This window comes from Pseudomonas sp. FW300-N2A2 (genome assembly GCF_017351735.1).
Classification (GTDB): domain Bacteria; phylum Pseudomonadota; class Gammaproteobacteria; order Pseudomonadales; family Pseudomonadaceae; genus Aquipseudomonas; species Aquipseudomonas migulae.
Genome location: NZ_JACNDU010000006.1, coordinates 193323 through 207992 on the forward strand (window position 1 = coordinate 193323; position 14670 = coordinate 207992).

Here is a 14670-nt window from a genome sequence, read left to right on the forward strand (position 1 = left end):
CGCCCATCCTTGAAACGCCGTCGAACAGCGGCGTAGAAAGTGTCCAGCTAACAAAAAGCCCCTTAAAAGGGGCTCCTTAAACTGGTTGCGGGGGCCGGATTTGAACCGACGACCTTCGGGTTATGAGCCCGACGAGCTACCAGACTGCTCCACCCCGCGACAAAGCTGGGGCGGAAGTATACGACCGATCCCTGACAGGGTCAATGTAACCTTCCACCTACAAGAAAGCCCGCAACAGCGGGCTCTCCTGATAATTGGTACCGAGAAGGGGACTCGAACCCCTACACCCTATGGGCACAACCACCTCAAGGTTGCGTGTCTACCAATTCCACCACCTCGGCAATACTACGTTTGAAACCCTTCTTACTTCTGCTCTTGAGCTGGAGGTACGTCAGTCGCTGGAGTAGCCGACTTTTGCTCTTGAAGCACCGGTACATCATCAGAAGCCGGTTGTTGCTTTGGAACTTCCAACACTGCTGGATTTGGCAAACCTACTTGAGTCAGCTGGTGAGCCTTCTCTTTAGCAAAGTAACCTAACCCTAAGCTGGTTATGAAGAAACCGGCGGCAAGTATAGCAGTAAACTTACTAAGAAAGGTAGAGGAACCTTGGCTTCCGAACACAGTATTTGAAGCACCTGCTCCGAAAGACGCGCCAGCATCCGCACCCTTACCCTGCTGCAGCAATACCAGAGCAACTACGCCCAATGCACCCAGCAGATGAAAAACGACTACGACTGTTTCCAGCATTTTTTCAGTTTCCCGCGGCGCGACAAATCGCACCGAACTCATCTGCATTCAGGGAAGCTCCACCAATGAGCCCCCCATCGATATCCGGCATGCCGAACAGTTCGACCGCATTGGCCGCCTTCACGCTGCCGCCGTATAGAAGCCGCACACCTTGTGCGACCTCAGAATTCTCTGCCGCCAACTGAGCGCGAATGGCTGCGTGCACATCCTGCGCCTGTTGCGGCGAAGCAGTCAGCCCGGTGCCAATGGCCCAGACCGGCTCGTAAGCAATGACTGCATTTGCAAAAGCACCAACACCCAGCTCCTCAATGATACTGCCAAGCTGACGCCCGACAACCTCAAGAGTTTTTCCAGCTTCGCGTTGCTCCAGGGTCTCCCCTATACACAACACTGGAATCAAGCCACATGCCTGTGCCGCTGCGAACTTGCGAATCAGCATTCCGTCCTGCTCGCCCATTTGGCGGCGCTCGGAATGCCCGACAAGTACAAAGGTACAACCTGCATCCACCAACTGACTCGGTGCAACTTCGCCGGTCAAAGCACCTTGCATGGATTCCACTGCAGAGTTCTGCGCGCCGACCGAAATCGACTTGCCTTTCAAACCATCAATCACTTGATTGATATGCAGGAAAGGCGGGAATACCGCGACATCAACACCGCTCGGCAAGGCCAAATGACTCAGGCCGTTGATCAGCTCAGCGACGCTGGCGCGGGTACCGTGCATCTTCCAGTTACCAGCTACCATAGGGCGACGCATGCTGTACCTCGTCGGTCAAAGTGGGCGCAGATGTTACCCAACACAATCATGGCTGGCAAGCCGAATTCAGGCAGAAACTTCAGTAACCAGTTTTGCCAGCTCTTCGGCATAGCCGCGAACTTGTGTTTCGTCCTCGCCTTCGACCATGACACGCACCAACGGCTCGGTGCCGGACTTGCGCAACAGCACGCGCCCACGCCCGGCCATGGCCTTGGTAACGCGCTCGCTGGCCTCTTTGACCGACGGATGATCCAGAGGGCTCGCACCGCCACTGAAACGCACGTTGATCAGCACCTGAGGACACTTGCGCAGCGACTGACGGGCTTGAGCCAGCCCTTCGGAGCGAGTCTGCAATGCCATCAACACCTGCAACGCTGCAATGATCGCATCACCGGTGGTGGTGTGATTGAAGCAGACGATATGACCCGAGTTCTCACCACCGACCAGCCAGTTGCGCTCCAGCAGATCCGCGATCACATAACGGTCGCCGACGTTGGCACGCACAAACGGAATCGACAGATCTGCCAGGGCCAGCTCCAGCCCCAGGTTACTCATCAATGTTCCGACCACACCGCCTTTCAGCAGATCACGCTCATGCAAGTCGCGGGCGATGATGAACAGCAGCTCGTCACCATCGACAACAGCACCCGTGTGATCGACCATCAGGACCCGGTCGCCATCACCATCGAACGCAATACCGAGATCAGCATGTTCGGCAAGAACGGCAGCCTGCAACTGCCCCATATGGGTCGAACCGCAGTTGTCATTGATGTTCAGGCCATTTGGCTGCGCTGAAAGCACAACAACCTCGGCGCCCAACTCGCGGAACACACTCGGTGCCACTTTGTAGGTCGCACCGTGAGCGCAATCGATCACGATCTTCAGGCCCGTAAAGCTGGTGCCGGTCGGCACGCTGCTCTTGCAGAATTCAATATAACGGCCCGAAGCATCGTTGATTCGCGACACTTTGCCGATCTTGCTCGACTCAACCACGGTCATCGGGGTGTCGAGCAACTCTTCGATCATATGCTCGACTTCATCCGGCAGCTTGGTGCCCTTGCCGGAGAAAAACTTGATGCCGTTGTCATCGTGAGGATTGTGCGAGGCACTGATCACGATGCCTGCTTCGGCATGGAACGTACGCGTCAGGTAGGCGATGGCCGGCGTCGGCATCGGGCCCAGGAGCATCACGTCGGCACCCGCCGAAGTCAGCCCGGCCTCGAGCGCCGATTCAAACATGTATCCCGAGATCCGGGTGTCCTTGCCTACCAACACTTTGCAGGCGCCCATTTTGCGGAACGCCATGCCCGCAGCCCAGCCGAGCTTGAGCATGAATTCAGGGGTAATCGGGTACACGCCGACCCGACCACGAATACCGTCGGTGCCAAAATATTTCTTAGTCATAAGTGCTCCATCATTCTTATTCGGCTGATTCCACTGCGGCGATCATCCGCACCACATCGACGGTTTCGGCCACATCATGGACGCGCAATATACGCGCCCCCTTGAATGAAGCCAGCGCCGCGAGTGCCAAACTGCCATGCAGTCGCTCACCGACCGGGCGATTCAAGGCCTGACCTATCATGCTCTTTCGCGAAACCCCGACCAACAGGGGCCGCCCCAAGGCATGCAGGACTTCCATATGTTTGAACAAGCTCAGGTTGTGCTGCAAGGTTTTGGCGAAGCCGAAACCCGGATCCAGGATGATCCGCTCAGCCGGAATTCCGACTGACGCACACTGCGCCATGCGCTCGACAAGAAACTCGCCAACCTCTCGGGTGACATCCTGATAATGCGGATTGTCCTGCATGTCGCCCGGCTCACCGAGCATATGCATCAGACAGACCGGCAGACCAGTGGCGGCCGCCGCATCCAGAGCACCCTCTCGTCGCAACGAGCGGACGTCATTGATCAAACCCGCACCCAGCCGCGCCGCCTCACGCATGACAGCTGGCGTGGAGGTATCGACCGAGATAATCACATCCAGCTCGCGGTTGATGCGCTCGACGATCGGCGCCACGCGCTCCAGTTCTTCGAGCGGCGAAACCGCCCTGGCACCGGGCCGGGTCGACTCACCACCGACATCAATCAGCGTCGCGCCGGCCTGCACCATGGCTTCGGCGTGGCGCAAGGCCGCATCGAGCTGGCTGTATTGGCCGCCATCGGAAAAGGAATCAGGGGTGACATTGAGAATGCCCATGACATGCGTCTGGGCCAAATCAAGAACCCGGTTGCCGCAAGGCAACCGGGTCGAGGACTGAACAGAAGTCATTTCAAACCTTAAACGTCAGCAGCCGGACCGCCGATCGGTGTTTCCGGGCGCTCATCCTGTACCACCGGAGGCGTTCCGGAGGTACCGGTGCCGCCCGACCAGTCGCGAGGTTCGCGAGGCGTACGACCCGCCATGATGTCGTCGATCTGATCGGCATCGATCGTTTCGTACTTCATCAGGGCATCAGCCATGGCGTCGAGCTTGTCACGGTTATCCGTGAGGATCTGTTTGGCCGTGCCATAGCACTGGTCAATGATGCTGCGCACTTCGGAGTCGATCAGCTTGGCTGTCTCACCGGAGAAGCTTGCACTCTGACCACCGCCGCCGCGACCGAGGAACACTTCGCCCTCTTCTTCGGCGTACATCAACGGACCGAGTTTCTCCGACAGCCCCCACTTGGTCACCATGTTCCGTGCAATCTGACTGGCACGCATGATGTCGTTGGATGCACCGGTGGTGACACCGTCAAAGCCCAAAGTCATCTCTTCAGCGATACGGCCGCCGTACAGCGAGCAGATCTGGCTGATCAACGCACGCTTGGACAGGCTGTAGCGATCTTCTTCAGGCAGGAACATGGTCACACCCAGCGCACGACCGCGCGGGATGATCGACACTTTGTAGACCGGATCATGCTCAGGCACGACGCGACCAACAATGGCATGGCCTGCTTCGTGATAAGCGGTGTTCTGCTTCTCTTTCTCGGACATGACCATGGATTTGCGCTCGGCGCCCATCATGATCTTGTCTTTCGCCAGTTCGAATTCTTTCATCTCGACAATGCGCTTGCCGGTACGGGCAGCGAACAGCGACGCCTCGTTTACCAGGTTGGCAAGGTCGGCACCGGAGAAACCAGGCGTACCACGAGCGATCACGGCCGGAGCGACGTCGTCACCCATTGGCACTTTGCGCATGTGGACCTTGAGAATTTGCTCGCGACCGCGGATATCCGGCAGCCCGACCACAACCTGACGGTCGAAACGGCCCGGACGCAGCAACGCAGGGTCCAGTACGTCCGGACGGTTGGTTGCAGCGATGACGATGATGCCGTCATTCATTTCGAAGCCGTCCATCTCTACCAGCAACTGGTTGAGAGTCTGCTCACGCTCATCGTGACCACCGCCCATGCCCGCGCCACGATGGCGACCGACGGCGTCGATTTCATCGATGAAGATGATGCATGGCGCGTGTTTTTTGGCTTGTTCGAACATGTCGCGAACACGGCTGGCACCGACACCGACGAACATTTCGACAAAGTCGGAACCGGAAATGGTGAAGAACGGCACCTTGGCTTCACCGGCAATTGCCTTGGCCAGCAAGGTTTTACCAGTACCCGGAGGACCGACCATCAGCACGCCGCGAGGAATGCGGCCGCCCAGACGCTGGAACTTGCCCGGATCGCGGAGGAATTCGACCAGCTCGCCGACTTCTTCCTTGGCTTCGTCGCAACCGGCAACGTCAGCCAGGGTAGTTTTCACCTGGTCTTCGGAGAGCAGGCGCGCCTTGCTCTTGCCGAAGCTCATCGGCCCGCCCTTGCCTCCGGCACCGCCCTGCATCTGCCGCATGAAGAACATGAACACGGCGATGATCACCAGGATCGGGAAGCTCGCGACCAGCAGTTGAGTCCAGATGCTTTGCTGCTCAGGCTGCTTGCCTTCGACTACCACGTGGTTGTCCACGAGATCGCCGATCAGACCGTTGTCCTGGATCGCAGGACGAATGGTCTTGAAGCTGTCGCCATCGTTGCGCTTACCGGTAATCACATAGCCATCAACGGCTACGCGCTCGACCTTGCCATCCTTGACCTGCTGGATGAAGTCGGAATAGTTGAGGGTCTGCGGCTCGTTAGGGCTGGAGAAGTTGTTCATCACTGTCACCAGGACAGCCGCGATGATCAACCACAGGATCAGATTCTTTGCCATATCGTTCAATTAACTACCCTCTGAAGCAAGCGCCGCTAATGGCGCGCGCTTCGCATGATATTCACCGGCCTAACTTACTACATTACCTACAACACTGGCAGGCGCCGTCTGTAACCCTTTGTGAAACACTTCCTACACAATATTCGCTAATTCCCACAAGGCGAAATACGAAAAACCTATCGCCCCGCAAAAAAACCTCGATTTACTCACTACGGCCGCGGTAGCCCCAAGCCAGCATGTATTGCTCGCGGGAACTGCCACGGGAAGAGTCCGGCTTGATCATCTGGACCTTGTCGAATTTCTGACGAGCGTCCTTCACGTAAGCATCAAACCCTTCGCCCTGAAACACCTTGATCACGAAATTACCACCCGGCTTGAGTATCCGGGCAGCCAGATCAAGAGCCAGCTCACATAGAAACATGGCTTTTGGCATGTCCACTTCAGGCGTACCACTCATATTGGGGGCCATATCGGAAATCACAAGGTCCACCTGCGAATTACCGACGGCTTCAAGGATCTGAGCGAGCACTTTGTCCTCGGTGAAGTCACCCTGGATGAAAGTCACGTCCGGAATGCCGTCCATTTCCAGGATGTCCGAGGCGATCAGGCGCCCCTGACCACCGATCAGCCGACTGGTGACCTGCGACCAGCCGCCGGGCGCCGCCCCCAGGTCGACAACGCTCATACCCGGACGGATCAGCTTGTATTTCTCCTGGACCTCCAGAAGCTTGTAACTCGCACGCGAGCGGTAACCATCCTTCTGCGCCTGCTTCACATAGGGATCGTTGACATGTCTTTTCAGCCAACCAAGGCTTGTCTTGGAACGCGCCATTGGGCACCTCGATGATAAGGGTCGTGATTAGTTGGGCGGATCCACGAACCCTCGGGTAAAATGGCCGCCATTTTACAGAATCCAGACGAAAGGGTCAGATTATGCCGCTCACTCAAGAGCAGAAGAAACAGTACAAATCCATTGGCCACCACCTGAAACCAGTTTTGATTGTGGCTGACAACGGTCTGACTGAAGGTGTGCTAGCCGAACTTGAACGCGCTTTGGCGGATCACGAGCTGATCAAAATCAAGCTCAACATCCTCGATCGCGAATCGCGCCTGGCGTCCATTGCAGAACTCTGCAAGGTCGGCAAAGCGGATCTGGTTCAAGTCATCGGCAAGATGGCACTGATTTACCGCAAGAACTTCAGCGTCAACAAGCAGCTGTCGAACGTCCATCGCTTCAAGTGATGGCAAGGGTCAAGGGTGTGCTTCGCGCACCCTGCCGCTCCATCCCGGTACCGGCTGCAAGACCAGCACCAGCCCGGAAAAGCCCAGAACAAGATAGCTGAACACTTGCCAACGCACTGCATCCGGCCAGCCGATACGCACCGCGAAAAACATCGCACACGCATACAGCGCCATCATCAGCAGTTGCCCGCGAATATCGCGCCATAGACTGGCAAGGCCCTCGGCCTGAACCAGCACCAAAGCCTGAAAAATTACACACGCCGAGGCGAAACCCACCATCAGCGCATTCAGCATGCCTGCAATTTCTTCGATCAGCAGCGGCGCCAGGCCAATTTGGCCCAGCACCGGCAGCAGGCCGATGTGTAACAGCCACAAGCCGCCGACCCACAACATCTGAGTCAGCTGCCAAAGCATGGCGCCCGCACGCAGCGGGCGCCTTCTTTTAGATGTGACGGACTTCGACAATCTCGTACTCGATAACGCCACCCGGCGTTTTCACGGCAACCACATCACCCTCTTCCTTGGCAATCAAGGCGCGGGCCAATGGCGAACCTACCGAAATCTTGCCGAGTTTGAAGTCAGCCTCGTCCTCACCCACGATGTGGTAAGTGACGCGCTCATCGGTCTCGACGTTGGCGATTTCAACGGTGGTGCCGAAAATCACTTTACCGGTGTGAGGAATGCTCGTGACGTCGATGATGACCTGATTCTGAATCCGGCCTTCGATGTCACGAATCCGCGCCTCGACCATACCTTGCTGCTCGCGAGCAGCGTGGTATTCGGCGTTTTCCTTCAAGTCACCCAATTCCCGGGCCGTACCGATGTCCTGGCTGAGCTTCGGGCGGACGACCTTGGTCAGGTGAGCGTGTTCTTCTTCCAGGGCTTTCGCGCCCTGGACGGTCATTGGGTACTTGATCATGCCTTCAATCCTGCGTGTAGATCCTGCAAGCGGCGTACGGTCTTCTCGGGACCGAACTTCAGCGCTTCGCAGATGGCTTCGCCAGCAGCAATGGTGGTGGTGCAGTAGATTTTGTGCTGCAAGGCATTACGACGAATGGAGTACGAGTCAGCAATCGACTGGCGACCTTCGGTGGTGTTGATGATCAGGGTGACTTCGTCATTCTTGATCATGTCGACCACGTGCGGACGACCTTCAGTCACCTTGTTCACACGGCGCACTTTCAGGCCTGCAGCTTCGATCAGCTTGGCAGTACCGGCAGTGGCAACCACTTCGAAGCCCAAGTTGATCAGATCACGGGCCACGCCTGCAACCAGTGGCTTGTCGTCGTCACGCACGCTGATGAACGCGGTACCGCCGGTCGGCAGCACTTCGCTGGCGCCCATCTGAGCCTTGGCGAACGCTTCGCCGAAGGTGTCGCCCACGCCCATCACTTCACCGGTGGACTTCATCTCTGGGCCCAGGATCGGGTCCACGCCAGGGAATTTGGCGAACGGGAAGACCGCCTCTTTCACACTGTAGAAGTTCGGGATGATTTCTTTGGTGAAGCCGATTTCTTTCAGGGTTTTACCGGCCATGACGCGTGCCGCGATCATCGCCAGGGAAACACCGATGCACTTGGACACGAACGGTACGGTACGGGAAGCGCGCGGGTTGACTTCGATGACGTAGATGTCTTCGCCTTGCAGCGCCAACTGAACGTTCATCAGGCCGACAACGCCCAGTTCCAGGGCCATTTTCTTGACCTGTTCGCGCATCTCGTCCTGGATGTGCGCAGGCAGCGAGTACGGCGGCAGGGAGCATGCGGAGTCACCGGAGTGAACACCGGCCTGCTCGATGTGCTGCATGATCGCGCCGATCACCACGTCGGTGCCGTCGCAAACTGCATCAACGTCCATCTCGATGGCGCAGTTCAGGAAGTGGTCAAGCAGCACCGGGCTGTCGTTGGACACTTTCACTGCGTCACGCAGGTAGCGCTTGAGTTCTTCTTCTTCGTAGACGATTTCCATCGCACGGCCGCCCAGTACGTAGGACGGACGAACCACCAGCGGGTAACCGATCTTGGCCGCGGCACGAATCGCTTCGTCTTCGCTGCGCACGGTGGCGTTTGGCGGCTGACGCAGGTTCAGGCGCTCAACCATTTGCTGGAAGCGCTCACGGTCTTCGGCACGGTCGATGGCGTCAGGGCTGGTGCCGATGATCGGCACGCCGGCTTCTTCCAGGGCGCGAGCCAGTTTCAGTGGAGTCTGGCCGCCGTACTGGACGATTACGCCTTTCGGCTTCTCGACCCGGCAGATTTCCAGCACGTCTTCCAGGGTTACTGGTTCGAAGTACAGGCGATCGGAGGTGTCGTAGTCGGTGGAAACGGTTTCCGGGTTGCAGTTGACCATGATGGTCTCGTAACCGTCTTCGCGCAGGGCCAGTGCCGCGTGTACGCAGCAGTAGTCGAACTCGATGCCCTGGCCGATACGGTTTGGACCGCCGCCGAGGATCATGATCTTGTCGCGACCCGACGGCGCGGCTTCGCACTCTTCCTCGTAAGTCGAGTACATGTAGGCGGTGTCGGTGGCGAACTCGGCAGCGCAGGTATCAACGCGCTTGTAGACCGGGAAGATCTCCAGCTTGTGACGGTGGCGACGCAAAGCTTTTTCGGTCACGCCCAGCAGCTTGGCCAGACGCATGTCCGAGAAGCCTTTGCGCTTGAGCTTGAACATCAGGTCGCGGTCGATGCTGGCCAGACCCAGGGTCTTGACCTTCTCTTCTTCCTTGATCAGATCTTCGATCTGTACCAGGAACCACGGGTCGATCATGTTCATGCCGAAGATGTCTTCGACCGACAGGCCGGCGCGGAAGGCGTCAGCCACGTACCAGATGCGCTCGGCGCCCGGCACGGTCAGTTCGCGCTTGAGGATGCTCATGCTTTCCGGGTTGCCCAGGTCGAGCTTCTCGTCCAGGCCGCAAACACCCACTTCCAGGCCGCGCAGGGCTTTCTGCAGGGATTCCTGGAAGGTCCGGCCGATGGCCATGACTTCACCGACCGACTTCATTTGAGTGGTCAGGCGTGCGTCGGCTTTCGGGAATTTCTCGAAAGCGAAACGTGGCAGCTTGGTGACGACGTAGTCGATCGACGGCTCGAACGACGCCGGAGTAGCGCCCCCGGTGATTTCGTTCTGCAGCTCGTCCAGGGTATAGCCGATCGCCAGCTTTGCAGCGATACGCGCAATCGGGAAACCGGTGGCTTTCGAGGCCAGGGCCGAGGAACGGGATACCCGCGGGTTCATCTCGATGACGACCATGCGGCCAGTGTCCGGGCAAATGCCGAACTGGACGTTGGAACCACCGGTTTCCACGCCGATCTCGCGCAGTACCGCCAGGGAGGCGTTACGCATGATCTGGTATTCCTTGTCCGTCAGGGTCTGTGCCGGCGCAACAGTGATCGAGTCACCGGTGTGCACGCCCATTGGGTCAAAGTTTTCAATGGAGCAGACGATGATGCAGTTGTCCTTCTTATCGCGGACAACCTCCATCTCGTATTCTTTCCAGCCGATCAGGGATTCGTCGATCAGCAGCTCTTTGGTCGGCGACAGGTCCAGACCACGGGCGCAGATTTCTTCGAACTCTTCACGGTTGTAAGCGATACCGCCGCCGGTGCCGCCCATGGTGAAGGACGGACGGATGATGCACGGGAAGCCCAGGCGCTCAAGAACGGCGTTGGCCTCTTCCATGCTGTGAGCGATACCCGAACGCGGGCAGTCCAGGCCGATGGATTTCATCGCCTTGTCGAAACGCGAACGGTCTTCAGCCTTGTCGATGGTGTCAGCGTTGGCGCCGATCATCTCTACGCCGAACTTCTCCAGAACGCCTTCGCGCTCCAGGTCCAGTGCGCAGTTCAGAGCGGTCTGGCCGCCCATGGTTGGCAGCAGCGCGTCCGGACGCTCTTTCTCGATGATCTTGGCAACGGTCTGCCATTTGATCGGTTCGATGTAGGTGGCGTCGGCCATGTCCGGGTCGGTCATGATGGTCGCTGGGTTGGAGTTCACCAGGATGACGCGGTAACCCTCTTCGCGCAGGGCTTTGCAGGCCTGGGCGCCGGAGTAGTCGAATTCGCAGGCCTGGCCGATAACGATCGGGCCAGCGCCGAGAATCAGGATGCTTTTAATGTCTGTACGTTTTGGCATGGGTTTGTCACTCAAATCCGCAGGTCAGTCGGCAAGCCGTCTTGTTCAATCTTTGAAGCCTTGAGGGGGCCGCCGATGTCGGGACCGCCCTCAAGCTTTGCTGCATCAAGGCGAGCGATCAGCGTCGCTTGGCCATTTCGTTGATGAAGCGATCGAACAATGGCGCTACGTCGTTCGGGCCAGGGCTGGCTTCCGGGTGACCCTGGAAGCTGAAGGCGCTCTTGTCGGTACGCTCGATGCCTTGCAGGGTGCCGTCGAACAGCGATTTGTGAATCGCACGAACGTTGGCTGGCAGGGTCGCTTCGTCTACGGCAAAACCGTGGTTCTGGCTGGTGATCATCACCACACCGCTGTCCAGATCCTGGACCGGGTGGTTGGCACCGTGGTGACCGTGACCCATTTTCAGGGTCTTGGCGCCGGAAGCCAGGGCCAGCAGTTGGTGACCGAGGCAGATGCCGAATACCGGAATCTCGGTTTCCAGCACGTCCTTGATCGCCTGGATCGCGTAGTCGCAAGGCTCCGGGTCGCCAGGGCCGTTGGACAGGAACACGCCGTCCGGCTTCATCGCCAGCACGTCAGCGGCAGGCGTTTGCGCCGGCACCACGGTCACACGGCAACCGCGCTCGACCAGCATGCGCAGGATGTTGAGCTTGACGCCGTAGTCGTAGGCAACCACGTGGTACGGCAGCTCGGAAGCGTCGATGGTCGCGTGGCTGTCGGTTTTCAACTCCCAGACAGTCGAGCGCCACTCGTAGGTTTCCTTGGTGCTGACGACTTTCGCCAGGTCCATGCCTTTGAGGCCCGGGAAGCCTTGAGCCGCGGCGATGGCCGCTTCTTCGGAAATGTTGTCACCGGCCATGATGCAGCCGTTCTGCGCGCCTTTCTCACGCAGGATGCGCGTCAGGCGGCGGGTGTCGATACCGGCGATTGCCACAACGTTGTTGGCTTTCAGGTAGTCGGACAGGGACATCGTGTTACGCCAGTTGCTCGCAACCAGCGGCAGGTCACGGATGACCAGGCCAGCGGACCAGACGCGGTCGGACTCGGCGTCTTCCGGCGTGGTGCCGGTGTTGCCGATGTGCGGGTAAGTCAGGGTAACGATCTGTTGGGCGTAGGAAGGATCGGTAAGGATTTCCTGATAGCCGGTCATTGCGGTGTTAAACACCACCTCACCAACGGTTTGACCGTCGGCTCCAATGGCTTCGCCGCGAAAAATGCTGCCATCAGCAAGGGCGAGTATGGCTGGCTTAGTCAAGAAGACCTCCCGTAAATAAAGCCTGAAAGGGCGATCGCAGGTTGTAAAAAAGCGGAGTGACGTATGGACACGTCACCCCGCTTCTTCACTGAATTATTCTGCGCGCTTTTAGTGGACACACTAAAGCTGTAGCTTACAGAAAAAGGCTTTTTTGGTCTACCGCCAATGAGCCCTAAAGGCCGGAGAATGCGACAGGACGTCGCTTGGCGTAATAAAACCGGGCCCAAACGCAATGTTGGAACCCGGTTTCGGCTGCATCTTAACGCAGGTCGAGCACGTCTTGCATGTCGTAGAGGCCAGGCTCACGACTGTCCAGCCACAACGCCGCACGCACAGCGCCTTTGGCGAAGGTCATGCGGCTGGACGCCTTATGCGTGATTTCCAGGCGCTCGCCCTCACAGGCGAACAGCACGGTGTGATCACCGACCACATCACCGCCGCGCACAGTGGCAAAACCGATCGTTTCACGCTCGCGCACACCGGTGTGACCTTCACGCCCGTAGACCGCGACCTTCTGCAGGTCACGATCCAGCGCACTGGCAATTACCTCACCCATACGCAGGGCGGTGCCGGAAGGCGCATCGATCTTGTGCCGATGATGAGCTTCGATGATTTCGATGTCCGCATCATCACCCAGCACGCGCGCAGCCATGTCGAGCAGCTTCAGCGACAGGTTCACGCCAACACTGAAGTTGGCCGCGAACACGATAGGAATGTCCTTGCCCGCCTCGGCCAGCAACTGCTTCTGCGCAGCATCGAGCCCCGTCGTACCGATGACCATGGCTTTGCCCGCCTTGCGGCAGAACGCCAGGTTTTTCAGCATGACTTCCGGCAGCGTGAAATCGATCAACACATCGAATTCATCCGCGACCGCATCCAGATTACCGGACAACGGCACGCCGATACGCCCCAGCGAAGCCAGCTCGCCAGCATCCACGCCAATCAGCGTGCTGCCGGGGCGCACGATGGCGGCTGTCAGACCGGTCAGCGGCGCACGTTGCTGCACCGCTTCAACCAGGATCTTGCCCATGCGGCCAGCGGCGCCCATCACAGCTATACGTCGCATGCTCACTCCTTACAGATCGCCGAAGAAGCGCTTCACGCCTTCGAACCAACCGGTGGTTTTCGGCGAATGGCTGTTGTCGTCTGCCAGGGAGCTGCGGAACTCTTCCAGCAATTCGCGCTGACGACGACCCAGATTGACCGGGGTTTCCACCGCCACACGACACATCAGGTCACCGGCACCGCCGCCACGCACAGGCGCAACGCCTTTGCCGCGAACGCGGAACTGCTTGCCGGTCTGAGTCCCCTCAGGGATTTTCAGTTTGACCCGACCATCAAGGGTCGGAATCTCCAGCTCGCCACCCAGCGCTGCATCGACGAAACTGATCGGCACTTCGCAGAACAAGTGCTTGCCGTCACGCTGGAAGATCGCGTGCTCGCGCACATTGATCACCACGTACAGATCGCCCGTCGGACCACCCTGAGCGCCCGCCTCGCCTTCGCCGGACAGACGAATGCGGTCACCGGTGTCGACACCGGCCGGCACTTTCACGGAAAGGGTTTTGTACTCTTCAACGCGACCGTCGCCGTTGCAGGAGTTGCACGGGTCGGAAATGATCTTGCCCTGGCCATGGCAGCGCGGGCAGGTCTGCTGCACCGAGAAGAAACCTTGCTGCATGCGGACCTGACCGATACCGCCGCACGTCGGGCAAGTGACTGGCGAAGAGCCTTTCTTGGCACCCGAGCCATCGCACGGCTTGCAGTTGACCAGTGTCGGAACGCGGATATTCACAGTGGTACCGCGTACCGCTTCTTCCAGATTCAGTTCCAGGGTGTAACGCAGGTCGCTGCCGCGCTGAGCGCCGCCACGAGCACCGCCGCGACCGCCACCGAAGAAGTCACTGAAGACATCGCCAAAGATGTCGGAGAAGTTCTGACCGCCAAACCCGGCACCGCCGCCGCCCATGCTTGGGTCGACACCGGCATGACCGTATTGGTCGTACGCCGCGCGCTTGCTGGAATCGGACAGCACTTCGTAGGCCTCGTTGGCCTCCTTGAACATCTCTTCCGACGCTTTGTCATCGGGATTACGGTCCGGGTGGTGCTTCATCGCCAGGCGACGGTAGGCCTTTTTCAGGTCCGCTTCGCTTGTGCCACGCTCAACACCCAATACTTCGTAATAGTCACGCTTTGCCATAAGTCTTTGCACTCTTAAGGACGTTCGGCAAACCTCTCCTGAGCCCTGCCGAACTCGTTGAGCCCCAATACAGGCCCGGACCCAACTCACGTCAATTCAACGATCCTGGTCTTTGATTCATTGCGGCACTTTCGGCTCGAA

Annotated in this window: 13 protein-coding genes and 2 tRNA genes; 1 reads left to right on the forward strand and 14 read right to left on the reverse strand. The window is 58.5% G+C overall.

Going from position 1 to position 14670, the window contains the following annotated elements; translation table 11 throughout:
* Positions 1-82: 82 nt before the first annotated feature.
* The 8 genes from J4E42_RS11645 to rlmE form a co-directional block, all read right to left on the reverse strand.
* Positions 83-159: transfer RNA gene (locus tag J4E42_RS11645), tRNA-Met, on the reverse strand.
* A 96-nt stretch (positions 160-255) separates the two neighbouring features.
* Positions 256-341 (reverse strand) — tRNA-Leu (locus J4E42_RS11650).
* 22 nt (positions 342-363) lie between these two features.
* Positions 364-747, reverse strand: a complete 384-nt coding sequence (gene secG / locus J4E42_RS11655; RefSeq protein WP_017336473.1) for a preprotein translocase subunit SecG — start codon at positions 745-747, stop codon at positions 364-366.
* A 4-nt stretch (positions 748-751) separates the two neighbouring features.
* Positions 752-1504: a triose-phosphate isomerase gene (gene tpiA / locus J4E42_RS11660; protein ID WP_207285298.1), complete on the reverse strand. Its 753-nt coding sequence runs from the start codon at positions 1502-1504 to the stop codon at positions 752-754.
* Between the two features lie 66 nt (positions 1505-1570).
* Positions 1571-2908 carry a phosphoglucosamine mutase gene (gene glmM / locus J4E42_RS11665; RefSeq protein ID WP_192227693.1) on the reverse strand — a complete coding sequence of 446 codons (1338 nt, stop codon included), beginning with the start codon at positions 2906-2908 and terminating at the stop codon, positions 1571-1573.
* Positions 2909-2924: 16 nt separating this feature from the next.
* The gene (folP, locus tag J4E42_RS11670) at positions 2925-3776 is read right to left on the reverse strand and encodes a dihydropteroate synthase (RefSeq protein ID WP_207285299.1); all 852 of its coding nucleotides are present in this window, start codon (positions 3774-3776) and stop codon (positions 2925-2927) included.
* A gap of 8 nt (positions 3777-3784) precedes the next feature.
* Positions 3785-5695: an ATP-dependent zinc metalloprotease FtsH gene (gene ftsH, locus J4E42_RS11675; RefSeq protein ID WP_032828773.1), complete on the reverse strand. Its 1911-nt coding sequence runs from the start codon at positions 5693-5695 to the stop codon at positions 3785-3787.
* 202 nt (positions 5696-5897) lie between these two features.
* The gene (gene rlmE / locus J4E42_RS11680) at positions 5898-6527 is read right to left on the reverse strand and encodes a 23S rRNA (uridine(2552)-2'-O)-methyltransferase RlmE (RefSeq protein ID WP_008029769.1); all 630 of its coding nucleotides are present in this window, start codon (positions 6525-6527) and stop codon (positions 5898-5900) included.
* A gap of 101 nt (positions 6528-6628) precedes the next feature.
* Between rlmE and J4E42_RS11685 the strand changes: the two genes are divergently transcribed.
* Positions 6629-6937 (forward strand): YhbY family RNA-binding protein, encoded by a 309-nt coding sequence (locus J4E42_RS11685; RefSeq protein WP_007942889.1) that lies wholly within the window; start codon positions 6629-6631, stop codon positions 6935-6937.
* Positions 6938-6946: 9 nt separating this feature from the next.
* Here the strand turns inward: J4E42_RS11685 and J4E42_RS11690 are convergent, their stop codons facing one another.
* The 6 genes from J4E42_RS11690 to dnaJ form a co-directional block, all read right to left on the reverse strand.
* Positions 6947-7351 carry a hypothetical protein gene (locus J4E42_RS11690; RefSeq protein WP_008036520.1) on the reverse strand — a complete coding sequence of 135 codons (405 nt, stop codon included), beginning with the start codon at positions 7349-7351 and terminating at the stop codon, positions 6947-6949.
* 28 nt (positions 7352-7379) lie between these two features.
* Entirely contained in the window at positions 7380-7856 is a 477-nt protein-coding gene (gene greA, locus J4E42_RS11695) for a transcription elongation factor GreA (protein ID WP_008029775.1), read from the reverse strand.
* A complete protein-coding gene (carB, locus tag J4E42_RS11700; RefSeq protein WP_008029777.1) occupies positions 7853-11074 on the reverse strand; it encodes a carbamoyl-phosphate synthase large subunit in 3222 nt (1073 codons plus the stop codon). The genes greA and carB overlap by 4 nt, the downstream gene beginning before the upstream one ends.
* 118 nt (positions 11075-11192) lie before the next feature.
* Positions 11193-12329, reverse strand: a complete 1137-nt coding sequence (gene carA / locus J4E42_RS11705; protein WP_008029779.1) for a glutamine-hydrolyzing carbamoyl-phosphate synthase small subunit — start codon at positions 12327-12329, stop codon at positions 11193-11195.
* A 259-nt stretch (positions 12330-12588) separates the two neighbouring features.
* Complete coding sequence (gene dapB / locus J4E42_RS11710) at positions 12589-13395, reverse strand: 4-hydroxy-tetrahydrodipicolinate reductase (protein WP_008036522.1); 807 nt, start codon at positions 13393-13395, stop codon at positions 12589-12591.
* A gap of 9 nt (positions 13396-13404) precedes the next feature.
* Positions 13405-14529, reverse strand: coding sequence for a molecular chaperone DnaJ (gene dnaJ, locus J4E42_RS11715; protein WP_008029785.1), 1125 nt, complete (start codon positions 14527-14529; stop codon positions 13405-13407).
* Positions 14530-14670 lie beyond the last annotated feature (141 nt).